The sequence below is a fragment of the Anaerobacillus sp. ABA4_114 genome, assembly GCF_056159065.1.
The window spans coordinates 1,837,283-1,859,932 of sequence record NZ_JBSWUM010000001.1; the positions used below are offsets into that span (position 1 = coordinate 1,837,283).

The following is a 22,650-nucleotide window of genomic DNA, read 5'->3' on the forward strand; positions in this document are numbered from 1 at the left end:
CGACATTATAGTACTAACCATTATTCAATAATAAGGTTTTGAATTCTTAAATTAGAGAAGGAGGAATTTTGTGACTGAAGGTCTTCTTCATCACCTCGAAATCTATGTTTCAAATTTGGAAAGCTCGACATCATTCTGGAACTGGTTTTTGAAAGATTTAGGATATAGCCCTTATCAAAAATGGGATATGGGACAAAGTTGGAAGTTGGGAGAAACTTACTTAGTATTTGTGCAAACTGAGAAAAAGTTTTTAGATATTCCTTATCACAGGTGCAGGACAGGCTTGAACCACTTAGCTTTCCACGCTTCATCACGAGAAAGAGTAGACGAAATGACGGTGAAGCTTAAGGAGAGAGGTATAAACATTCTTTATGAAGATCAACACCCTTTTGCTGGAGGTAATGATTATTATGCTTTATTCTTTGAGGATCCGGATAGGATTAAAGTAGAGTTTGTAGCTCCATCTCCCTGACTAGAATCTTTAGTAAACGGTTGTGGAATTGCTAAGGGAACCCCTTGACGAGGGTTCCCTTTTTTAGCTTTACATATTGAAATACAATACCACTACATGACTTCGTGATTGTTTCAAATAATTTTAAATAGTTTGATTTTTCTAGTTACTCGTAGTATCCTGTCTTCATGAATCCGTTTACAAAGAAAGTGAAGGAGGTATATAATTTGAAAGCAATGAAAAACAGATGGTTAATTGCATTATCAGCTATTTCCATCCACCTTTCCATCGGAGGTGCCTATGCATATAGCGTATATACCACCCCCGTAAGTGAACAAATGGGTTGGACTCCAACTCAAGTAACGATTGCATTTACTATTATGATGGCACTGGCTGGGTCATCCGCAGCATTGTTTGGAAAATTTGTTGAAAATAATGGTCCCAGAAAATCAGCAGCTCTGGCTGGTGTTTTGTTTGGATTAGGACAAGCAGGTTCGGGGATTGCGATCGCAATTGAGTCACTTCCACTTTTCCTAATGGCCTATGGGGTAGCAAGTGGACTTGGACTTGGTATTGGCTATATTTCACCCGTATCAACTCTTGTCAAATGGTTCCCTGACCGAAGAGGGTTAGCAACCGGATTAGCGGTACTTGGTTTCGGAACAGGAGCACTCATTACAGCACCGGTTGCAGCTAACTTAATAACTTTAATTGGAATATCTAATACATTTTACATATTGGGTGCAGCTTACTTTGTATTTATTCTATTAGGTGCTTCTTACATAGCCCCACCCCCTGAAGGCTGGATGCCAGCTTCTATGAAACAAAATATGGCCTCTGGGAAAAAAGTTTATAAAAAGGACTTACAACAATTGACTTCAAAAGAAGCGGTTAAAACAAAGCGTTTTTGGCTGCTTTGGACAATGATGCTTATTAATACTACCGCAGGAATTATGATGATTTCAGTTGCTTCACCAATGGCCCAAGAAGTTGTAGGGTTATCAGCCGCTGCAGCTGCCACGATGGTCGGAATTATGGGTGTATTTAATGGCGGAGGTCGTCTTGGCTGGGCAACAGCTTCAGACTATATTGGCCGCCCCAATGTTTTTCTGATCTTTTTCTTAATACAAACTGTTGCTTTTTTCATGCTTCCGATTACATCAAACATCATCATATTCCAACTCTTAATATTCCTCGTTGTTACTTGTTACGGCGGAGGATTTTCTAATCTCCCTGCGTTTATTGGTGATTTGTTTGGAACGAAACAACTCGGTGCCATTCATGGGTATTTGTTGACAACATGGTCCCTAGGTGGCGTATTTGGACCTATGATTGTTTCTCAAATTCGGGCTAGAACCGATAGTTACACTCCTGTATTTTACGTTTTTCTTGCTTTAATATTATTAGCGCTTGTTGTGTCCATTCTTATGAAGTTAGACATTAAAAAGACTGAGAAGGATTTAAAACACCAACAAGAAGAAGCTGTTAATTATTAATTAGCAAACCAAAGTTGGATCGCGTCTTACCGACGAGATTCAACTTTTTATTAGAGATGGGATTGTCTATTGAATCGAAGTCTAGTCACTTTCCTTAGGAGTCTTCCAGATTGGATCCAAGCACACATTATTAGTGTAAGAGAATATCCAGAATTCAAGGAAAAAGCTATTAAGTACTTTCAAGATAAGTGGGCTAACGAATTCAGCATGAAAGTATATGAAGACAGTATAACTCACAGCCTTGAAACAGAAAGCCCTTTTCCTATTTGGTATTTGATGTTGCATTCTGATGAGATCATTGGCTGTGCGGGTCTCATTACAAATGATTTTATTAGTCGTATGGATTTATATCCTTGGATATGCGCTATTTATATTGAAGAAAGTTTTCGTGGGAATTCTCTTGGGAAAGAGCTACTTTTTCGTGCAAAAGAGGATGCTAAAAACCTTGGATACAATAAAACTTTTCTATGTACTGATCACATTGGATTATATGAGAAATATGGCTTCGATTATATAGGTGATGGTTATCACCCTTGGGGAGGTACCTCTCGAATCTATCAGTGTATCGAGTAAGATGAAATATGTATTATAGAATCATTACTAGATAAAAGGGAGCGTAGATCTAAAAAGGATTATGCTCCTTTTTGTTTAAATTAATAAGAGGGAAGTTATATTATAAAAATTTATTCATTTTGAAAAAGTAAAGGGGAAAAGTATGATTAGATTAGAAAAAATGAAAGCTAGTGAGTTTCAAAGTTATCTCAAAAAAGCTATTAAAAACTATGCAGGTGAACACGTAAAGGCTGGGAATTGGAATGAAGAAGAAGCAATAGATAAGGCAACCAAGGAATATGAAAGGCTTTTACCAGAAGGTGAAGAAACGGTAAATAATCACCTGTTTACAATACGTGATGAAGAGAAAGAAGTAGGTATGATCTGGCTTGCTCAGCGCACAACAGAAAAAGGATTTATTTTCGACATAAACATTCGAGAAGGGTATCAAGGACGTGGTTATGGGAAGAAAGCAATGAAAGAAATAGAAATTGAAGCAAAAAAATTAGGATTAAAAATTGTAAAACTTCATGTTTTTGGTCACAACCAAGTAGCTCGAGGTTTGTACGAAAAATTAGGTTATGTAGAAACAGATATCGTTATGGAGAAAAAGATATAAAACCTATATTCTATTTCATTATCAGGAGCTCATCCATAAAACGAAAGGCTCCTGTTATATGAAATAAATAGTGAGTTAAGATTTATATTTTGAAAAAAATATAATGAACATTACCTCAGAAAGCACGCATGAACGGATTCTGCTAGTAATTGGGAGTGATCACCTTTGGATGTTAAGGAAATTGTTCGAAGGGAAAGGATGGAAAGTAATAAATCCTTTTCATGGTCAAGAATTTAAGCAATAGGTTCTGCTAATCAACAATAGTGATCATTCTTCTAAGAGAATATATTCATCGGCAAAACTAGAGTTTATGAAAGGGGGCTTTTCATGAAAACAACAAACTACTCTACTATTGCTGCTAACTATGATAATAATCAATTTAGAATCGACGAATTAAAACTAGATTACGACTTAATGGACTATGTTGAACAGCATACTCAAAACAACATTGAAATGCTCGATCTTTCTTGTGGAACAGGCCTATATCTTGAGAAGCAAATTCAACTTTTCAAAGGGAAGAATATTAATTGGTATGGCCTTGATGCATCAAAAGAGATGTTAAATAAAGCCAAGGAAAAGGTTGAAGATGTTAATCTCGTACACGGTTATGTTGAAAAGCTGCCTTATAATTCTGGTGTCTTTGACTTTATTTCTAATAACTATGCTTTTCATCATTATGAAGATAAGGAAAAGGCATTAGATGAAATAACTAGGGTACTTAAGGTAAACGGTATATATAAATTACATAATATTGCTATTCATGAAATGCCGAAATGGTGGGTTTATTATTACTTCCCTTCTGCTTATGAAGAAGATATAAAGCGGTTTTGGAAAAAGGAATTGGTCTACCAAAAACTCATTGAAAGAGGGTTTAAAGTTAATCTAAAAATGGAGTATAGAATGGAAGAGATAGCAGTAAAGGATTATTTTCATCACGCTGAAAATAGAGATATTTCTGTTCTTACTTTAATTAGCGATAAAGATTATGAAGATGGATTAATGAGAATGAAACGTGACTTGCAATTAGACCCTTCCAAGAAAATCACGAATGATTTTGCAGAGGTGTTTTGGGTTTCAAAGAAAGTGTAGTGCAGTTTTTTTACCATATTGTAAAAGTATTACGATGGTTAGCCAAAAAATCTCTTATCGTTATATCAACAGGTCCGCTCACAATGATTAAGCAAAGGAGTTAGTCGTGGATGATACTAACGTGAGCTTAACCGAACGAGGAGCCTCAACAGCTCGACTTCAGGGTATCAGCCCTGTTCTCCAATCATTCTTATAATGGATAAACAAAAAGCATACCGTTTAATAAAGGAGGAGAGGAAATGCAGGTAGGATTAAATAAAGAGGAATTCCATAAACATATGGCCGTCTCACTATTTAACTCAACATGGGATTTCTTAGATAAACAAGAAAGAACGGATCGTGAAAGCGAGACGATGATACATATGGCACATGCTTCTCGTTATCACTGGGAAATTATCGGGGAGCCAATTAATTTGGCTAGAGGGGATTGGCAAATATCTCGAGTTTATGCTGTATTAGGTCGGTTCGAACCAGCTCTTCATCATGCTCAACAAAGTTTGGATGTTTGCTTACAAGAAGAAATAAAAGGTTTTGATCTTGCATTCGCTTACGAAGCATTAGCACGGGCATACAAGGTTGGGGACCAAGAAGAAGAAAGTAACAAATATAAAGAACACGCTTATCAAGCTTGTGATGAAATAGCTAAAGAAGACGATCGAAAAGTTGTAATAGAGGATCTAGCATCTATTTAATGAAAGAAGACTTGTCTCAAAGTGCAAGTGTTATTACGTTATACTTTATAGCTTTAAAAGAAGAGCTTACTGAACTAACAGTAAGCACTCTAGAACGAAGTATTAAGCCTTAACAATTTTCTTCACCTTTGCTACAACAGTACCAATATCTTCTTCACGGATTCCATTATGTGTGACGAAGCGTATCGTGTTAGGACCAAATGCACCTGTTAGAATATCGTGACTCTTTAATTTATGAACGAACGTATCGGTGCTTAATTCACAATCAGAGATGTCTACTAAAATAATGTTTGTATCCACACTATTTTTAATAGTTAAACCTTCAATTGCTTGAAGCCCTTCGGCAAGGTGTTTTGCGTTCGCGTGATCATTCTGAAGACGCACTATATTTTCTTCGAGTGCGATGATACCGGGTGCAGCGAGTACGCCAACTTGCCTTAGTCCGCCGCCTAAGCGTTTACGCCATTTTCGAGCATGGGAAATGAATTCTGAGGAGCCGGCAATAATAGAGCCAACAGGTGCACCTAACCCTTTTGATAAGCAAAACTGCACAGAATCAGTATACTTTGCGAACTCTTTTATAGGCGTCTTAGAAGCAACTGAAGCGTTGAATAACCGTGCACCGTCTAAGTGAACAGGAATATCGTTTTGTTTCGCGACTTGATAAATTGCCTCCATGTTTTCAAGAGGCACAACAGCACCACCTGCTTTATTGTGCGTATTTTCAATGCAGATCAGCCCGGTTTCAGGCTGGTGGATATCTTCTCCACGAACAGCAGCTTCGACCTCTGCTGGATTCATTGCCCCATTTTCACCATCGATCGTCTTAATTTGAACTCCCGAAAACGCTGATAGAGCAGCAGCTTCATAGAGAAAGATGTGCGCCTGAGATTCCATGATAACTTCCTGTCCTGGAAGGCAGTGTACCAATCCGGCAATCTGATTTCCCTGCGTACCACTCGTTACAAATAGGGCATCTTCTTTGCCAAGTAAAGCCGCTGCCATTTCTTCAAGTTTATTTACTGTTGGATCTTCTCCGTACACATCATCGCCAACTTCAGCTTCATACATTGCTTTTCTCATTCTCTCATCTGGTTTCGTGACCGTGTCACTGCGCAAATCTATCACAATTCGTCCTCCTCAGTTACAATAAGTATAAGTGTATAATGGATTGCACGAAAAGTATAAGGGTAATTTTCAAGGTGATCAAGTTGAAAAAGGGGAAGTGAGGTCGTGACAAAGTTTGGACGTATCGTACTCCATCGGGACCTATTAGTACAAGTTGATTTCCCTTTTTACATAATGCTTCATATTACGAGTATATCGGCCATGCCCGTTTAGCTAATTAAGTAGTTAGTACAACTACACGAGCGTGGTAGAGTTAGAAAAAAGTAGCAAATGAAAATCTTTAGTGAAGTAAGGATGTTTGAATTGGAGAACGGAAAACAAGGATACTCAAAGAATAAGAAGGGGCTACTAATCACGCTCTATATTATGGGTGGTATCTTCGCAATAGGCGCAATACAATTTACTTTTGATGCCGACCACACAAATGACATGATAGGAAGTTATTTTACATTAGGAATCATGGCCGTTGGGATAGTTAGTCAAATGCTTAAAGAACTTTGGGCTGGTAGGAAGAAAGGTGCAATGATGGAATTACTGTTCGCGTTTGTTGTTGGTGCGGTTGTAGTATGGACACTCTTTGTAAGATAAAGAAATAAGAGATTTGATAAGATGATTTTGATTGATAAAAAACGTTACCTATTGGAGGCGAAACGACTATGAGAATTATCGTTACAAGTATATTTGTGCAGGATCAAGAAAGAGCCTTAAAGTTCTATACTGATACACTCGGATTTGTGAAAAAGGAAGATAAGCCGGTTGGTGAATATAGATGGATTACTGTTGTTTCTGACGAAAATCGAGTAGGTACTGAACTAGTACTTGAACCTAATATTCACTCCGCCGCCAAAGAGTATCAAGAGAAGATATACGCTGATGGTATCCCAGCAACAATGTTTGGTGTGGAAGATGTTCAAAAAGAGTATGAGGAATTAAAGAAACGCGGTGTTCAATTTACGATGGAACCAACAAATATAGGTGAGGTTACAATTGCTGTTTTCGACGATACTTGTGGTAACCTTATTCAGATTGCTCAAGTGCATTAAACCTAAAATAAGGGGTCATTTACTTTAGGGAGCAAATGATTGAAGCGAAAGGAGAATGTATTTGAGTAATGACAAGAATGATATTGGACAAATTCATTGGCGAGACTTAACGGTCGGGAATGCTGAGAAAATTAAAGATTTTTATACTAAAGTTGTCGGGTGGAAAGCCAGTGAACACGACATGGGAACGTATCATGATTTCGATATTAAAACGCCAGCGGGTGAGACAGTTACAGGAATTTGCCATGCGAAAGGAACCAATGCCTCGCTCCCTCCTCAATGGCTTATGTATGTAAAGGTTGAAAGTGTCAAAGAAAGTGCCAATAGTTGTATCGAACACGGTGGGCAGATACTTGATGGTCCTAGGTACATGGGTGAGATGTTCTTCTGTGTTATTAAAGATCCCGCTGGTGCAGTGCTGGCTATTTTTGAGTAATACGACTTTTTAGGGGGCGTTACATAAGATGTCGATCTTAGATAAACTTAAGTTAACAAAATACGAAAATATGGCTGTTCTTCATAACCCAGGAGGATATGAATTCTTTGAGGAATACTCGAAGTCTTTGTCTGGGAAGCACGATGCTATATTTATATTCGTCAAAACGATAGAAGAGATGACTCAGAACCTCAATGTTATCATCGCTAATGACGAAGTGCTTTTGCCAAAGGGATATGTGTTCTTTGCATATCCGAAGAAAGGTAACAAAAAATACGATTCATACATTCATAGAGATGACATGTTTCCAGCGTTGAACGTAGGAGAAGATGGCTATGTCGATAATAGCGAAATAAAGTTCTCACGTATGGTCAGCATGGATGATGTATTTACTGTGGTAGGAATGAAAAAAGAAAAGAGAAAAGTTCAGAAAACCGCTCCAGCGAGTCAATGTGTTGCGGATTATGAAGATAAAATCAACGATGTAGAAACCCTTTTGGGAGAACATCCATCAGAGCTTGCATTCTTCCGTGATCTAACTCCCGGGTATCAAAGGGACTGGGCGAGGCAAATTTTCTCTGCAAAGCAGCAAGCCACCCGAGATAAGCGAACGAAGCAAATGGTTGAGGTTTTATCAGAGGGCTATAAAACGCTTGATCTTTATAGAAGAAAAAAGAGATAAGGATTAGTTTTCTGAACAAACCAAATAGTTATGGAGAATTTTTATAGCTAAGGGGGACTTCTTTATGGGTGAGGTTCCCTTATTAAGTTTTGCAACGGGGGTACTTATGAAAACTCACTATTATTTAGGGTGGTTCAACAATTTCTTTCCAGAGAGGCTGGGAAGGCTGTTACAAGAAGATATAACTGATAGAAAATCGATTGCCATGATTAGCTCGAATCCATCTAAACTTGAAGGTGATGGTGCTACTGAACGCTCCTGGCTTGATCAGGCTGGTATTTTGTTTGATGACTATCATTTGATTAATTTTCGCGTACATAAGGAAGATGCACAAACGATAATACAAAATGCTTCAGTTATTTTTTTGTTGGGTGGAGATCCTCTAACACAAAATGGTTTTTTAAGAGAATATGAGTTAATGGATTCCATTAAAAAAAGCAGCGCCATTGTGTTGGGTTCAAGTGCTGGTGCATTCAATATGTCCGCTAAATGGCTATGCTCGAAAAACCTTGGATTTAACGTTGAAAAGAACACTGTTTACAAAGGAATCGGTCTTGATAATTTCTCCGTTTTATCTCATTTTGATCTTGAAAACAATATTGAAAGGGTTCAGAGCGAACTCTCTCCATTATCGGAAGAAATAACTATTTACGCTTCGAACAAAGATTGCGCTGTACGCGTAAAGGGAGACAGGATCGACGTTTTTGGAACTGTTTTCTTAATTTCCAATTCGAAGATACAGAGATTGAAAGAGACGCTCTAATTTGAATGACTTACGATCGCTCAATATGTAAAAGAGCAGGTAATATCAAGTGTTTAAAAACATTGGAGATGGTTGGTAAGGTGATAAGTGATGATTGGAATAAGTATAGCGACTAAATGGGAATATGAGGCGACCGTGGAATACTACGGTATAAAAGATGACGAACGCTTCGGGTATCCGTATGGCGAATATTTTAAACGGAAAATCAATAATACTGAACTGGTTTTTTATAGTACCGGCGTAAGAAAGGTGAATGGTGTTGGTGGTAATCAGTATATGATCTCTCGTTTTAATTTAACTAAAGTAATCGTTGCCGGTACATGTGCAGGGATAGATGATACGTTCAGTAATTTAGATGTTTTTGTACCCAATAAAGCAGTTCAATATGATTGTACAGTAAAAGAAATAGAGCCCCTTATTAAGCAATCGTTCGTAGTTGAACTAAATCTATCGAAGTATGGTAGCGATTTTCATACTGGAACAATTGGCACTGCCGATAAAGCGGTAGTGATGTGGAAGGACTATTTAACTCTTAAAGAAAACGAAATAACAATAGCCGATACAGAAGCGGGGGCAATTGCTTATATCTGTAAGAAGAATAATGTTGAGTGCATTATAATAAAAGGGATTTCTGATTTTCCAACAGATGAAAGAAACTCAGATAAATACAAATCGAACAATGATCAAATCACTGTTTATTTGGAGAACACACCCAAAGTGATGAATAAAATATTTGATGAGTATTTAGAAAGGTTTATTTAAATTAAACGCGGTTGATTATTACCTTTTTGCAAATTGTTTAATAGATGTAAAAGAAGTTCGTTACAAGTATGCAATTATTGAAGAAACTGTACACTATAATTTTTGTGTTTTGGGAGCGTTAATTTAGAAAGGATCACGTCCACATTATTTAAGTGAATTTAATAAAAGGCAGTTTCTATTTTTACTTGATGATGAGTATCGTTTTTTTCTTGGTCATACATATCAAAACATGAAAAAGTGGGTTTATAGTAGACCTTAACTCCTACTTCAATAGGAAGCTTTCAATGAGTTAGACGATGTATTAGAGATACAGGAGCCGCAATATATGGTCTCCTGTTTTTTTGTATTAGGTTATTAAGGAATCTTTTTAGCCATAGGTAACTGCGAGTGTTCACATCTGGGTGCTGGAACTACTATGGTAAAATATAGATGTATCATTTATTTGTAATTTTCCTCATAGTTTGCACAATCTATCATTCATAAAAATAAAAAGCTAGACTTGTTTCTAGCCCATTTCTGATTTGTTTTGCATTTCTTCTGTATCATTAATCCCGACTTATCCATTAATCAATTCTCCAATAAACAATTAGTCCCCACAATTAGAGTGTTTCTCATAAGGAGAGGTTAAATGAAACAATCCCGTTTTAAATTAAGTACGATCATCATTATCTTCGTGCTTCTAGTTGTTTTCTTCTCATTAGTCATTACGGATCTTTTGATTACCACGAGTACGAGTGAGGATATTAGAAATCAGCTTGAAGAGAAGGCGTTGATCGTTTCCCGTTCGGTGTCAGAATCATTTGTTGTACAGAAAGAACTACAACTTAAGACGAACAATCAAACCGTTCAGGACTACGCCATGAGTATTCAAGAAGCGTCAGACGTCTTATTTGTTGTAGTTATGAATATGGAAGGAATCCGTCGCTCCCATCCAAATCCTGATTTGATTGGAAAGGAATTTGTGGGTGGTGACGAGGAGAGAGTGTTGAACGGAGAAGAGTACATATCGATATCTGAAGGAACGTTAGGTCAATCTGTACGAGCCTTTACTCCTGTAATTGCAGAAAATGGGGAACAGGTTGGCGCCGTATCTGTTGGAATTTCCTTAGATGCAGTTGAAGCGTCGTTGAGAAGCAACCATGTTAATGTTTTAATAGGTTCTATTGTTGGTGTACTTGTAGGGGTTATTGGAGCATTCTTGTTAGCACGATTTATTAAGAAAAGCTTATTTGGTTTAGAACCAGCAGCGATTGCTCGCATACATGAGGAACGAAACGGTATGCTGCAATCAGTTCATGAAGGAATCATTGCTGTAGATGCCGAATCTCGAATTACGCTCGTCAATAAATCAGCAAGAACTATTTTTCATAAAGCAGGTATTGAGGAAGAAGATCCTATAGGTCTTCCGATTACTGAATACATTCCTCATTCAATGCTTGGTAGAGTACTTATGACAGGAGAGGCAGAGCTTGATGAAGAGCAGCTAATCAATGGCTCGTCCATAATCGTAAACCGTGTCCCACTTATTGTGAACAATGAAGTGGTCGGAGCGATATCAACGTTTCGGGATAAAACCGAGGTGAATCAGCTGGCCGAACAGCTGACAGGTGTGCGTTTGTATGCAGAGTCGCTTCGTGCCCAGTCTCATGAATTTAAAAACAAACTCCATGTTTTGCTAGGTATGATTGAGCTGAAATCTTTCAAAGACATGAAGGCGTATATTAAACAGCTCGTCGATCATCAAGTTTATGAAGCAGATATCATAACCAATAAAATAAAAGATCCTGTATTAGCAGGATTTATCATTGGAAAATTAAGCTATGCTCGAGAACAAAATATCCAATTGAGCGTAGTATGTGAAACCGATATTGCAGCAGCAAAAGATGAAGGAGTTAGCCATGAAATCGTAACGATTATTGGAAATTTGCTCGACAACTCTATCGAAAGTCTTAACGGAAGAAGCGAGAAAATGTTGTCTCTCACACTATCATATGTTGATGAATTGCTCGAAATTGAAGTGCGAGACACTGGACCAGGAATTAAAGAAGAACACCATCAAGAGATATTTCAAAAGGGTGTTTCGACAAAAGGAAATAACAGGGGATACGGCCTACACCTTGTACAAGAAAGTGTAAGAGCACTGGATGGATCTATTGAGTTTGATTCGATCGTAAACCAAGGCACAGTATTCACAGTGATTATTCCTTATGAAGCTGAGGTGGACAACGCATGATTCAGGTTATGATTGTAGAAGATGATCCGATGGTCGCCAACTTAAATAAACAGTACATAGAGCAGGTTGGAGGGTATCAAGTAGCGGCCGAAGCTTCTAATGTAGTAGAAGCTTTACGCTCATTAAGTGAGTGTCGAATAGACCTGATTCTCCTCGATGTATACATGCCTGGAAGAGACGGATTGCAGTTTCTAAAAGAACTCAGAGCAAAAGATGAGCAAGTAGATGTCATACTGATTACGGCTGCTTCAGAGAGAGAGCAAATTCAACAATCGCTTCGTCTTGGTGCGGTTGATTACTTAATTAAACCGTTTGACTTTCATCGTCTAAAAAGAGCTTTAAACAAATATAAAGAAAACCACTTTCTTTTAAAAGATAAGCCGAAAGTAAGCCAGGACGAGATCGACAACATTTTCATAAAGAAGGAACATCATTTTGAAGATAGACGTATCCAAGTGCCGAAAGGGCTGACTAAAACGACGCTAGAGCATATTATCGGTATCATCCACACGAAGCAGAACGAAACCTTTTCAACAGATGAGGTTGCACGAGAAGCAGATATTTCAAGGGTCTCCATCAGAAAATATTTAAAGTTTTTAAAGGAAATTGACTTTCTTGAAGAAACCTTGATCTATGGGATCGGGAGGCCTGTTTATCAGTATCAAATAAAAACTGAATATAATATGAGCCTTGAATTTTACCATTAAAAAAGCAGCCGAATTGGCTGCTTTTTTTAATTACAATAAGTTATTTATTTTCAAATGGTAGGAAAATAAAGCGTTTGCACGTAAGATAAAACTCACAAAAGACGTAGTTGCAAGATGGTTGACCGGTAAGTCCGAAGGGTGAATGACGTATTAGGACAACCATTTTGTAAGGTACACGAGAAATTATTTAGAAAAGGAGAGGTACTATGTCAAGCTCTGCTGAAAGAGTGCAAACGAATCAACCGTCAACGCAAGGTGTGGCTTTATTAAACCAAAATAAGAAAGCGGTTACAATGTTTGGTCTGCCACTTACTTGGTTTTTCGTGATTACTGCCCTTACTCTTGTCATCATGTACACTGGGAACTTACCAGGAGGCATGATTGGAAGCCTACTCATTATGATGGTTCTTGGTGAACTTTTTGGATGGATTGGCGATCATACACCAATCTTAAAAACCTACTTAGGCGGAGGCGCAATATTAGCTATCTTTGGTGCTGCTTATATGGTATATGCTGGTTTAATTCCAGATGGTACAGCAACATTGATTAATGACTTTATGAAAGATGGAGGTTTCTTAAATTTTTATATTGCTGCTTTAATTACAGGTAGTATATTGGGTATGAATAAGAGCATTTTAATTAAAGTTGGTCTTCGCTATTTTCTCCCTATTTTCGGAGCCGTAGTAGGTGCTATGGCGGTAGGTGGGTTGCTTGGGGCAATGGTTGGTTTTACATTAAGAGATGCAGTACTCGTTATTACAATGCCTATTATGGGAGGTGGAATGGGTGCAGGTGCCGTTCCTATGAGTCAAATATATAGTGAATTGATGGGGAACGATCCAAGTTACTATATATCGATGCTCGTTCCTGCTTTAGCTTTAGGTAACGTATTTGCCATTATTATTGCTAGTATGCTGAATATGCTTGGGAAGAAAATGCCTTCTTTGTCTGGGAAAGGGCAGTTATTAAAAGGGTTTGAATACAAAGAAGAAAAACCCTCGTTTGATATACAAAAGATGGGAATCGGACTAATGGCTGCAGTATTGTTCTTTTCTGTAGGATCATTATTAGCTGGTTTCATCCCAATTCACGCATATGCAATTATGATTATTGTTGTCGCGATAACGAAGGTTGCTGGAATCATCCCAGAAAGCATTTTGAATGGAGCAAATCAATGGTATAAGTTTGTTGCAAAAAACTGGACGTTTGCGCTCTTGTTTGGGATTGGTATCGCTTATACCGATTTAGGTACTGTGCTTGAAGCATTAACGATCCAATACATTGTTACTGTGCTCGGGGTTGTTGTTGGTGCGGTGATCGGAGCAGGTCTTTTAGGTAAGCTCGTTGGCTTCTACCCGATTGAATCAGCCATTACAGCAGGACTTTGTATGGCAAATATGGGAGGGACAGGAGATGTAGCAGTCCTTTCATCTTCAAAACGAATGGAGCTCATGCCATTTGCACAAATTTCGTCTCGTTTAGGTGGAGCGATCATTCTGTTGTTAGCTGGTTTGATCATCCCATTTCTTGTATGAAAAAAGGTCCGCTCTCTTATAAGAGAGTGGACCTTTTGTATGCCATCAACACACAGCAGTGGTTACATAAGAATAAAAACGATTGTAATGCTATTAAGTTAGAACAGTGCTCTATTCGTTTCCAACCATGAATAAAGATAAACAACCATCATAAAAAGTTGAAGGAAAAGGTTAAAAACGTGTGAATGTAGAGGGGGAGATTATTGTTGATTCAAACAAATGAGTCATCATTTGTTTCTGAATTAGTGTCATCCGCGGTATCAAAGAAGCACATATATGGAGCTTTAATGTGTGTTGAAAATGGGGATGATTCTCTGTCGCTCTTAAAAGGTGCTGGAAATCTAACGATCGATCGGCCATATTTTATTGCAAGCGTAACGAAATTATATGTTACTGCAGTCTTACTAAACTTACGATCAAAAAATAGTCTAAACCTCCATGATAAAATCTCAGACTACTTGAAAGATGAAACGATGCATGAACTCCACATTTTTAAAGGAAAAGACTACTCTAGAGAAATAACAATCAAACAGTTAATGTCAAACACATCTGGAATTCCTGATTATTTCTCAACTGGTGCGGTTAGGGAATTAACAACGGGAAAAGACCAAACTTGGGGTTTTGAGAGAACACTAGCGAGTGCAAAACAAAAGGAACCGAAATTTACTCCCGGTAAAAAGGCTCAATACTCGGATACAAATTATCAGCTCTTAGGAAAAATTATTGAAACGATTACCAAGAAAGATATCAACACGGTCTTTAAGGAAGTTATTTTTGATGAACTGGAGTTAAAAGAAACGTATTTATTTGAAGATGTGAATGATCATCGACCTGCACCTTTTTATTTCAAAGATAAGGAACTTCATCTACCCAATTACTATCGTGTTTCATATGCTTATTAATTTAGGTATGGTTTTTAATGGCTGGATTGTTTAACCTCATTCCATGCTTGTTTATTAAGGAGGCAACTGAAATAGCAAGTCTATGTATTGCCCTCTTAATAAATGGCTTTTTTTTCGGTAAGAGCACTTAAGCGGAATTTAGTTTTTTGAAGATAAATAAGAAGGCTTCGTTAGCGAACATGAAGGCGATGGTATGGATGGAGCATATTGGCTAAGGTGGACTAGGAAATAACAGCTCTCGGGAAAATGATGTTCAAGAAATCTCAAATTCGTGTTGTTTAGAACTTCATCAACTTGGTAAAGAGACATTACCTCTTCCACAAGTGCGTTTAAAGCTTGTATCGAATGAGCGACCTCATCTGCAAATCGTTGCTGTGCTCGAAAGCCAGAGGGGGTGAATCGAAGAAAACCTCTCATGGCCCTGTTTTTCGAAATATACACTTGAAATTGGTTCTGAATACTCTGTGCTTTCCTTATAAACTCAACTTCAATTGGATCAAGAATATCGATTAAGAGCGCGGCATGACCCACTTGATCCGTTAACCATAGGTCCATTAAGTCGAGAAGTGAAAGAGGGGGAGGGACCTTCCCTTCAATATAGAAAGTAAGCTGACGCAAATATTCCTGATTCTCATCTAACGTTCCATTAAAGTAAGATGGACTAAGGTTAATGTTAATTTCGTTTCGGATCCTACGTCTCTGTACCTTCCCTTCAAAATTAAAGTAAGCTCTTGCTAACTTGTAAGCTTTACGTGAAAAGGATTGCATAGTATCTGAGCTTGCGGATTCATCCTGCTTAATTGATGTAAGTTGCGACTGCAAATCGTCGAATGCCGATGCAAACTGATTTGCTTCATTCACATAGGTGTGTTCAGTAGGAGATAAGTAATCACGTACAAAGACTGCGTGATCAGAAAGAATTTCAATCCAGAAATGGTGTTCCTGCCAAGGGGTAAGGAGTGTCTGGTTCATGAGATGTTCCTCCTTTAGCCATAGTCTTTTAATTAAAACTATGAAGCGTAGCTCAGGTTATACCAATTAACAAGGAAGTGAAGAAATGCAAGGCTATAATGTTCTAATGATTTATAACAAAGAGATGGACAAATTATTAATGTGTGAAAGGTTGAAAGATCCCTATAAAGGATTAAGTAATTTAGTAGGTGGGAAAATCGAGAGTGGTGAAAGGGGTATAGAAGCTGCATATAGAGAGCTTCACGAAGAAACAAGTATTTCCCATGAAGATATAACGCTTGTTCATCTAATGGATTTTACCTACTATCATCAAGATTGTTTCGTTGAAGTGTACGTCGGTAGATTAGAAAGGGATATAGCGGTCTCAGGAGATGAAAACGTTCTTTATTGGTCTGGTTTAGATCATAACTTTTTTGATATGTCCTTATATGCTGGAGAAGGCAATATTGGTCATATGATACAGCAAGTGAATGAAGTTAAAGACAGGTTGTTTACTTCAGAAGACTCTCTTAAATAGTTTCAATTATGTTCACTCAAAACCTTTATCATTTCTGCACTACAAAAACTTTTACATGTAGAAGGAGGTAAACCAAATGAATCAATTGGGAACACTGTACTTTTTCTGTGGGAAAATGGGTGCAGGAAAATCAACGAAATCAAAACAAATAGCAAAAGAGAAGCACGCTGTACTCATATCTGAGGATGAATGGCTTTCTTCTCTTTATCCTAATCAGATTACCTCCTTTGAGGACTATCTAACATTCTCAGCGCAACTTAAGCCGTTGGTAAAAAAGCATGTCCAAAACATGTTACGTGTCGGTTCAAATGTAGTAATGGATTTTCCAGCTAACACTCGAAATCAGCGAAAGTGGTTTTTAGATATTGCGTCAGAAGTTCATGCAAGCCATAAGCTCATTTTCCTCGATGTAACGAATGAACAATGTTTACGTCAAATTGGAAAAAGGCGTACCGAACAACCCGAAAGAGCAAACTTTGACACAGAAGCGGTTTTTAACCATGTTACAAAATTCTTTGAAGCACCAGAAGCATCTGAAGGTTTAACTATGATTGAGTTGAGTGGCAAGGAATGATAAGAAATTCTACTCAGTGTTAAGGGGAAATATTCAATAAGGATTACGTTTCTTACTATATGTTAATAAACAAAACCGTCACTCTTATTTTAAGAGTGACGGTTTTATTTGGTGAATATCCTAAGTTGTACACGGAATAAGCTCCAGACTTATTTATTCTAGCTTACTCTCTGTAATAACCTTAGGTAACATGTCAATACCTTATCTCTTTATGAAAACGTATTGAATCCCTATTCTAACTTACATAAATTTGTACGTATAAAAGTCTGTAGGATCACTTCAAAATGTAAGCGCTTTATCTTAGTTATCCTGTGGGTTTGATCTAGTGATTGGAGGTGAAGCTTTAGTCATTCATTGAAGTGATGTTTAGTTTAGAAGAAGGAAAAACGAATGAGGATGGTGGTTGATTTGAAAAAAGAAAAACTCTTTCTACTATTTGGTGCTGTGTTTGTCATTCTAGTATGCATGTTTCCTCTTACTAGTTTTGCTGAGGGACCAAAATCTTCGCATTGGTTTCCAGAAGAACTACTAGAATGGTCACCAGATGAAGATCCGGATGCTCGTTTTAATCGATCAACAGTTCCATTAGATAAGAGGGAAGTTGATTCAAAAGAAGATCTTCCGAAGCTAGTGGCTCTTTCTGCACTCAACCCTAATACGAGCGGCGTCCCTTCACAGGGAGGAAATGATTTCTACGCCAACACGTTTGGTTTCTGGCAATATGTTGATCTGATGGTTTATTGGGCAGGATCATCAGGTGAGGGGATCATCGTTCCACCAAGCGCAGACGCAATCGATGCTTCTCATCGAAACGGTGTACCAATCTTAGGAAATGTTTTCTTCCCGCCTCACGTATATGGTGGGCAGGATAAATGGGTTGAACAAATGTTAGAGCAGCGGGAAGATGGCTCATTTCCTGCAGCAGATCAACTGTTAAGGGTTGCTGATTATTACGGTTTTGATGGGTGGTTTATTAATCAAGAAACAGAAGGTGGGAATGGAGAGACCGCGAAAAAAATGCAGGACTTCCTAAAATACCTTCAAGATAACAAGTCAGATGATATGGAAATCATGTGGTATGATTCGATGGTTTCATCAGGAGAAATTAACTGGCAAAACTATCTTACAGATCAAAACAAGATGTTCCTTCAAGATGGTGATCAACGAATTTCAGATAGTATGTTCTTGAACTTTTGGTGGTGGAATGGGACTCAAGAACGTTCTTACGATAAAGCAAGAGAAATCGGACGTTCTCCATTTGATCTTTATGCAGGAATCGACGTTGAAGCAAATGGTACAGGTACGAATGTAAGCTGGGACAATCTATTTCCAGAGGATGGTTCAGCATGGGCTTCCCTTGGAATCTATCGCCCTGATTGGGCATTTAAATCTTCGAATTCGATGGATCAATTCTATCAGAAAGAAGAAAAATTTTGGACTGGAGATCCTGCGCATAACTGGCCAGGGATATCTGCTTTTTTTGCAGAGAAAACAACCATTGATGGGGAGACGTTTACAACAAACTTCAACACTGGCAGTGGAACCTTCTTCGCCATTAATGGGGAAAAAGCATCTGACCAATCATGGAACAACCGTAGTTTACAAGATATCCTGCCGACATGGAGATGGAAGCTAGAAGGAAAAGGGAACCTTCTTGAACCATCCTTTGATTGGAGCGAAGCTTATTATGGCGGAAGCTCGTTAAAAGTTGAAGGACAACGCTCGCCAAACAATGCAACAAATCTTAAGTTATATAAAACTGCGATTTCGGTTGAGAAAGACACTGAACTTTCGATTACGTACAAAACGGATAACAAACGTCCTGATATGAAGGTTGGGTTAAGTTTTGGAGAGAAATCAGAAAATGCATTTTTAGACGTGAAAAAGAAGAGTCACGGTGACTGGGTGACGGAGACATTCAAACTAAAGAAGTATGAAGGAAACCAAATCTCATCCCTTTCATTAACCTTTGATTCCATCAAGAAGCCAGATAACTACAGGATCAATGTTGGCGAAATTAAAATCTATCATAAAAAAGAAGCAAAGCACGTACCTGATAAGGCAGCTGATTTCACAATAGAAAGTGAAGAGTTTAGAGATGGCCTCTATGCGAATGTACGCTTGTCATGGGAAGAAGTAGAAGGTGCTAGACACTATGAGGTTTATAGAGTGTTTAATGATGGATCACGTGAATTTTTAGGAGCTACGCCAAATCACGTTTATGCCATAAATAACATAAAAAGAGATGGCAAAGAAGTTGAAAGTGCACTTGAAGTGGTAGCTGTTAGTCCTCAACTTAGTAGAAGTGAAGCTGTAAGGGTCACATTAATATGGCCAGATTATCCTTTGCCGGTTGCAGATTTTAAAGTAGACCGCACTGTTGCACGTCCAGGAGAGGCGATTCAATTTACAAGCGAATCCTCTGAGGTGACTGAAGAAGTAGAGTGGCAGTTTGAAGGAGGAGAACCGGCTGTTAGTACAGAGCGACATCCGGTCGTCCGTTACGAAAAGGAAGGAGCATATTCGGTAACATTAACCGCAAGAAACACAGCGGGAGAAGATGTGGTGACGAAAGAAGCATTTATTACGATTACAAATAAAGCTGGCACGATCGAAAATGTAGCACTTGATAAACGAGCTGAGGCGAGTGGAGAATGCGCTGCAAGTGAAGGGCCGATGAATGCGATTGATGGAGAAGTGGCGAACAACAGCAAGTGGTGTGCACTTGGCTCTGAACAATGGCTTACGATCGATCTACAAGAAGAGTATGATCTATCCAAACTCGTAGTAAAGCATGCAGAAGCAGGTGGAGAATCAACTGCGTTTAACACAAAGGCGTTTACAATTGAAACAAGCATCGATGGTGAGATATGGCAGGAGTCCGTTTCTGTGAGTTCAAACCAAGATGCTGTAACGGAGCACACGATCTCATTAACAACAGCGAGGTATATTCGATTAACCGTCCAAGAACCTACACAGACTGGGGATCAAGCCGTACGTATCTATGAAATCGAGGCATATGGATATTAAGTAGTGGGAGAGCGAATGGCTCTCCCTTTTTCTTTGAAACGTTCTTGAAAATTTTAAGATTTAATGCACATTTTAAAGGACCTGGCGCATAGCTATTTTATCTCTCCTAAATCAAGCTATTATAGTAAGTAGCCGACAGAATGAAAGCGATTACGTAATGGGGAGGAAAAACGAAATGAGCGTAACATTTCCAGAAGGATTTTTGTGGGGGACTGCAACATCTGCTCCTCAGTTCGAGGGTGCTTCTTCAACAGGAGGAAAAGGTGAGAATATCTGGGATTATTGGTTTCGGAAGTCGCCAGAACGTTTCCATGACCGCATCGGACCTGAAGAGGCGTCAGACTTCTATCATAATGTCGACCAAGATATCGAAGGGATCAAGCGATTGGGGATGAATTCTTATCGAACTTCCATTTCATGGTCAAGACTCTTGCCAGATGGTAAAGAGGTCAATCACGAGGCTGTTGCCTTCTATCGATCTGTTTTTGAACGCTTAAAGCACAACGGAATAAAAGCGATTGTAAATTTATTTCACTTTGATATGCCATTACGGTTGTATAACAAAGGAGGATGGGAGGACAGGGATACTGTTAAGGAATTTAAACACTATGCCCGAACAGCGTTTGAGCTGTTTGGAGGTTTAGTGGATCAGTGGGTGACCTTTAATGAGCCAATCGTTCCGGTTGAAATGGGCTATTTAAATGACAAGCACCTTCCAGGCGTATACGACCTTCAAAGGGCAGTTAAGGTAGCCTACCATACCATGCTTGCACATTCCTATGCTGTGAGAGAATTTCGAAACATTGGGAACGGGGAAATTGGGATTATCTTAAATCTCTCTCCAACTTATCCAAAGAGTCAGGATAAAGAAGATGTAGAAGCTGCACATTTTGCGGATTTGCTTTTTAATCGAAGCTTTCTCGACCCGGCTGTGAGGGGCACTTATCCAGAGGAACTCGTCAGGTGGGCAAAGGGATTGGGTATCGCTCCAAAGGTCGAACCAGGTGAACTTGAAATCATTCAAGATAATAAGATTGACTTTCTTGGGGTGAACTACTACCAGCCAAAACGAGCTCAAAAACCAAGCAAGAAGGACGCCCCCTTACTCCTGACCTCTTACTTCGAGCCTTATGAGTGGCCTGAAAGGAAAATCAATCCTCATAGAGGGTGGGAAATCTATGAAAAAGGCATCTATGATATTGCGATGCTTATTAAAAAGCACTATGGCAATATCCCTTGGTACGTAGCGGAGAATGGCATTGGTGTGGAAGATGAAAAGAAGTTTGCAGATGCTTCAGGAGAAATACAGGATGATTATCGAATTGCCTTTATGAGAGAACATTTATCATGGCTTCATAAAGGGATTTCAGAAGGTTCAAATTGCTATGGATATCATGTTTGGACGTTCGTCGATAATTGGTCCTGGCTGAACGCATACAAAAATAGGTATGGCTTATATTCACTTGATTTAAAAACAAAAGCTCGTCATATGAAGAAGAGCGGCAGATGGTTTAATATGCTTGCTTCTACAAATAAGCTGCCGGAAGAGAAGACAGTGCAATGAGTTATCTTCTGACGATTGATATTGGGGGAACACTGACAAAGTTCAGTCTTGTTTCCAGCGATAGATTGCTAGTTAGCCGGAAAGAAATTCATACGCCATGTTCGTTTGATAGGCTGTTTGAAGCGTTGAACTCTTATATGGAGAGTGAGGTGAATCTGGGAAAGACGATGACGGGAATTGCCATAAGCAGTCCTGGCAGCATTACTGAAGCAGGGGAAGTGCTTGGTTATAGCGCTGTTCCTTTTTTACATAATGAAAATCTCATACAACGATTTAGAGAACGGTATCGTTTGCCGGTCTCGGCTGAGAATGATGCAAATTGTGCAGCCCTTGCAGAAAAATGGAATGGTGCAGCTTCAGGCCTTAGAAACTATGCTTGTATTGTTTGTGGGACGGGGATAGGTGGAGCGCTGGTTATGAACGGACGCATTTGGAAGGGAGCAAACTTGCACGGTGGTGAGTTTGGCTATGCCATATTAAAAAGTGATCTTGAATCTCACACCTATTCAACATGGAGTAATCTTGGGTCATCTTCGGCCATTCTTAGGCGTCTAAAAGGAGGGAGTGGAGTCGAGAAAGAATGGACTGGAGAACGCGCCTTTGCTGCTTCGGCACAGGGTGACAGACAAACTACACATTCAATTGATACCTTCTTTCATCATCTGGCAGTAGGGGTTTTTAATATCCAATACATGATCGACCCACAAAAGATTCTCATCGGAGGTGGAATCTCAAGGCAGCCTGAATTTCTCTCATTACTTAGAGAGGCGATTCATCCTATATATAAAGCTTTACCTTATGCAAAGGTTCGTCCTGAGGTAGACCTCTGTCATCATCTTGGTGATGCACAGCTTCTTGGAGCAGCATACGTTTGGCACGAAGAATATGGAGGGTGGTGAACAA

The 22,650-nt window shown here is 38.8% G+C and carries 23 protein-coding genes; 21 read left to right on the forward strand and 2 right to left on the reverse strand.

What is annotated here, in order from left to right:
* Positions 1 to 70: 70 nt before the first annotated feature.
* From ACXAEY_RS09330 to ACXAEY_RS09355, 6 genes are all read left to right on the forward strand, one after another.
* Complete coding sequence (locus tag ACXAEY_RS09330; RefSeq protein ID WP_474811533.1) at positions 71 to 472, forward strand: VOC family protein; 402 nt, start codon at positions 71 to 73, stop codon at positions 470 to 472.
* A gap of 215 nt (positions 473 to 687) precedes the next feature.
* Entirely contained in the window at positions 688 to 1,947 is a 1,260-nt protein-coding gene (locus tag ACXAEY_RS09335; protein WP_474814783.1) for an L-lactate MFS transporter, read from the forward strand.
* A gap of 69 nt (positions 1,948 to 2,016) precedes the next feature.
* Positions 2,017 to 2,520, forward strand: coding sequence for a GNAT family N-acetyltransferase (locus ACXAEY_RS09340; RefSeq protein WP_474811535.1), 504 nt, complete (start codon positions 2,017 to 2,019; stop codon positions 2,518 to 2,520).
* 142 nt (positions 2,521 to 2,662) lie between these two features.
* A complete protein-coding gene (locus ACXAEY_RS09345) occupies positions 2,663 to 3,118 on the forward strand; it encodes a GNAT family N-acetyltransferase (RefSeq protein WP_474811537.1) in 456 nt (151 codons plus the stop codon).
* 327 nt (positions 3,119 to 3,445) lie between these two features.
* A complete protein-coding gene (locus tag ACXAEY_RS09350; protein ID WP_474811539.1) occupies positions 3,446 to 4,207 on the forward strand; it encodes a class I SAM-dependent methyltransferase in 762 nt (253 codons plus the stop codon).
* A gap of 239 nt (positions 4,208 to 4,446) precedes the next feature.
* On the forward strand, positions 4,447 to 4,899 hold the full coding sequence (locus tag ACXAEY_RS09355; RefSeq protein WP_474811541.1) for a hypothetical protein: 453 nt from the start codon (positions 4,447 to 4,449) through the stop codon (positions 4,897 to 4,899).
* Positions 4,900 to 5,001: 102 nt separating this feature from the next.
* On the opposite strand, the gene ltaE is transcribed toward ACXAEY_RS09355, so the two are convergent.
* Positions 5,002 to 6,027, reverse strand: a complete 1,026-nt coding sequence (gene ltaE / locus ACXAEY_RS09360; protein ID WP_474811543.1) for a low-specificity L-threonine aldolase — start codon at positions 6,025 to 6,027, stop codon at positions 5,002 to 5,004.
* Positions 6,028 to 6,330: 303 nt separating this feature from the next.
* Between ltaE and ACXAEY_RS09365 the strand changes: the two genes are divergently transcribed.
* The 10 genes from ACXAEY_RS09365 to ACXAEY_RS09410 all read left to right on the forward strand — a co-directional run bounded on the left by ACXAEY_RS09365 (position 6,331) and on the right by ACXAEY_RS09410 (position 15,090).
* The gene (locus ACXAEY_RS09365; RefSeq protein ID WP_474811545.1) at positions 6,331 to 6,615 is read left to right on the forward strand and encodes a hypothetical protein; all 285 of its coding nucleotides are present in this window, start codon (positions 6,331 to 6,333) and stop codon (positions 6,613 to 6,615) included.
* Between the two features lie 68 nt (positions 6,616 to 6,683).
* Complete coding sequence (locus ACXAEY_RS09370; protein ID WP_474811547.1) at positions 6,684 to 7,070, forward strand: VOC family protein; 387 nt, start codon at positions 6,684 to 6,686, stop codon at positions 7,068 to 7,070.
* Between the two features lie 61 nt (positions 7,071 to 7,131).
* Positions 7,132 to 7,506 carry a VOC family protein gene (locus ACXAEY_RS09375; RefSeq protein ID WP_474811549.1) on the forward strand — a complete coding sequence of 125 codons (375 nt, stop codon included), beginning with the start codon at positions 7,132 to 7,134 and terminating at the stop codon, positions 7,504 to 7,506.
* 28 nt (positions 7,507 to 7,534) lie between these two features.
* A complete protein-coding gene (locus ACXAEY_RS09380) occupies positions 7,535 to 8,188 on the forward strand; it encodes a YdeI/OmpD-associated family protein (protein ID WP_474811551.1) in 654 nt (217 codons plus the stop codon).
* A 106-nt stretch (positions 8,189 to 8,294) separates the two neighbouring features.
* Positions 8,295 to 8,951, forward strand: a complete 657-nt coding sequence (locus ACXAEY_RS09385) for a Type 1 glutamine amidotransferase-like domain-containing protein (protein ID WP_474814785.1) — start codon at positions 8,295 to 8,297, stop codon at positions 8,949 to 8,951.
* A 90-nt stretch (positions 8,952 to 9,041) separates the two neighbouring features.
* Complete coding sequence (locus ACXAEY_RS09390; protein WP_474811553.1) at positions 9,042 to 9,713, forward strand: 5'-methylthioadenosine/S-adenosylhomocysteine nucleosidase family protein; 672 nt, start codon at positions 9,042 to 9,044, stop codon at positions 9,711 to 9,713.
* Positions 9,714 to 10,341: 628 nt separating this feature from the next.
* Positions 10,342 to 11,946, forward strand: coding sequence for a DcuS/MalK family sensor histidine kinase (gene dcuS / locus ACXAEY_RS09395; RefSeq protein ID WP_474811555.1), 1,605 nt, complete (start codon positions 10,342 to 10,344; stop codon positions 11,944 to 11,946).
* Positions 11,943 to 12,653, forward strand: a complete 711-nt coding sequence (locus tag ACXAEY_RS09400) for a response regulator (RefSeq protein ID WP_474811557.1) — start codon at positions 11,943 to 11,945, stop codon at positions 12,651 to 12,653. Before dcuS ends, ACXAEY_RS09400 begins: the two co-directional genes overlap by 4 nt.
* A gap of 206 nt (positions 12,654 to 12,859) precedes the next feature.
* Positions 12,860 to 14,188 (forward strand): 2-hydroxycarboxylate transporter family protein, encoded by a 1,329-nt coding sequence (locus ACXAEY_RS09405; protein WP_474811559.1) that lies wholly within the window; start codon positions 12,860 to 12,862, stop codon positions 14,186 to 14,188.
* Between the two features lie 206 nt (positions 14,189 to 14,394).
* Positions 14,395 to 15,090: a serine hydrolase domain-containing protein gene (locus tag ACXAEY_RS09410; RefSeq protein ID WP_474811561.1), complete on the forward strand. Its 696-nt coding sequence runs from the start codon at positions 14,395 to 14,397 to the stop codon at positions 15,088 to 15,090.
* A gap of 138 nt (positions 15,091 to 15,228) precedes the next feature.
* On the opposite strand, the gene ACXAEY_RS09415 is transcribed toward ACXAEY_RS09410, so the two are convergent.
* A complete protein-coding gene (locus ACXAEY_RS09415; RefSeq protein WP_474811563.1) occupies positions 15,229 to 16,062 on the reverse strand; it encodes a DUF2935 domain-containing protein in 834 nt (277 codons plus the stop codon).
* 85 nt (positions 16,063 to 16,147) lie between these two features.
* Here ACXAEY_RS09415 and ACXAEY_RS09420 point away from each other — a divergent pair, with 85 nt between their 5' ends.
* From ACXAEY_RS09420 to ACXAEY_RS09440, 5 genes are all read left to right on the forward strand, one after another.
* Positions 16,148 to 16,579: an NUDIX hydrolase gene (locus ACXAEY_RS09420; protein ID WP_474811565.1), complete on the forward strand. Its 432-nt coding sequence runs from the start codon at positions 16,148 to 16,150 to the stop codon at positions 16,577 to 16,579.
* 76 nt (positions 16,580 to 16,655) lie between these two features.
* The gene (locus ACXAEY_RS09425) at positions 16,656 to 17,153 is read left to right on the forward strand and encodes a P-loop nucleotide/nucleoside kinase family protein (RefSeq protein WP_474811567.1); all 498 of its coding nucleotides are present in this window, start codon (positions 16,656 to 16,658) and stop codon (positions 17,151 to 17,153) included.
* 390 nt (positions 17,154 to 17,543) lie between these two features.
* Positions 17,544 to 20,183, forward strand: a complete 2,640-nt coding sequence (locus ACXAEY_RS09430; RefSeq protein WP_474811569.1) for an endo-beta-N-acetylglucosaminidase — start codon at positions 17,544 to 17,546, stop codon at positions 20,181 to 20,183.
* Positions 20,184 to 20,340: 157 nt separating this feature from the next.
* Complete coding sequence (locus ACXAEY_RS09435) at positions 20,341 to 21,747, forward strand: glycoside hydrolase family 1 protein (RefSeq protein WP_474811571.1); 1,407 nt, start codon at positions 20,341 to 20,343, stop codon at positions 21,745 to 21,747.
* Positions 21,744 to 22,646, forward strand: a complete 903-nt coding sequence (locus tag ACXAEY_RS09440; RefSeq protein ID WP_474811573.1) for an ROK family protein — start codon at positions 21,744 to 21,746, stop codon at positions 22,644 to 22,646. The genes ACXAEY_RS09435 and ACXAEY_RS09440 overlap by 4 nt, the downstream gene beginning before the upstream one ends.
* Positions 22,647 to 22,650 lie beyond the last annotated feature (4 nt).

Excerpts from the sequence above, each read along its gene's own strand:
- ACXAEY_RS09335 (WP_474814783.1), top strand. The coding sequence starts at position 688 with ATGAAAAACAGATGGTTAATTGCATTATCAGCTATTTCCATCCACCTT.
- ACXAEY_RS09345 (WP_474811537.1), top strand. The coding sequence starts at position 2,663 with ATGATTAGATTAGAAAAAATGAAAGCTAGTGAGTTTCAAAGTTATCTC.
- ACXAEY_RS09350 (WP_474811539.1), top strand. The coding sequence starts at position 3,446 with ATGAAAACAACAAACTACTCTACTATTGCTGCTAACTATGATAATAAT.
- ACXAEY_RS09355 (WP_474811541.1), top strand. The coding sequence starts at position 4,447 with ATGCAGGTAGGATTAAATAAAGAGGAATTCCATAAACATATGGCCGTC.
- ACXAEY_RS09370 (WP_474811547.1), top strand. The coding sequence starts at position 6,684 with ATGAGAATTATCGTTACAAGTATATTTGTGCAGGATCAAGAAAGAGCC.
- ACXAEY_RS09380 (WP_474811551.1), top strand. The coding sequence starts at position 7,535 with ATGTCGATCTTAGATAAACTTAAGTTAACAAAATACGAAAATATGGCT.
- ACXAEY_RS09385 (WP_474814785.1), top strand. The coding sequence starts at position 8,295 with ATGAAAACTCACTATTATTTAGGGTGGTTCAACAATTTCTTTCCAGAG.
- ACXAEY_RS09390 (WP_474811553.1), top strand. The coding sequence starts at position 9,042 with ATGATTGGAATAAGTATAGCGACTAAATGGGAATATGAGGCGACCGTG.
- dcuS (WP_474811555.1), top strand. The coding sequence starts at position 10,342 with ATGAAACAATCCCGTTTTAAATTAAGTACGATCATCATTATCTTCGTG.
- ACXAEY_RS09400 (WP_474811557.1), top strand. The coding sequence starts at position 11,943 with ATGATTCAGGTTATGATTGTAGAAGATGATCCGATGGTCGCCAACTTA.
- ACXAEY_RS09405 (WP_474811559.1), top strand. The coding sequence starts at position 12,860 with ATGTCAAGCTCTGCTGAAAGAGTGCAAACGAATCAACCGTCAACGCAA.
- ACXAEY_RS09415 (WP_474811563.1), bottom strand. The coding sequence starts at position 16,062 with ATGAACCAGACACTCCTTACCCCTTGGCAGGAACACCATTTCTGGATT.
- ACXAEY_RS09420 (WP_474811565.1), top strand. The coding sequence starts at position 16,148 with ATGCAAGGCTATAATGTTCTAATGATTTATAACAAAGAGATGGACAAA.
- ACXAEY_RS09425 (WP_474811567.1), top strand. The coding sequence starts at position 16,656 with ATGAATCAATTGGGAACACTGTACTTTTTCTGTGGGAAAATGGGTGCA.
- ACXAEY_RS09430 (WP_474811569.1), top strand. The coding sequence starts at position 17,544 with ATGAGGATGGTGGTTGATTTGAAAAAAGAAAAACTCTTTCTACTATTT.
- ACXAEY_RS09435 (WP_474811571.1), top strand. The coding sequence starts at position 20,341 with ATGGGGAGGAAAAACGAAATGAGCGTAACATTTCCAGAAGGATTTTTG.
- ACXAEY_RS09440 (WP_474811573.1), top strand. The coding sequence starts at position 21,744 with ATGAGTTATCTTCTGACGATTGATATTGGGGGAACACTGACAAAGTTC.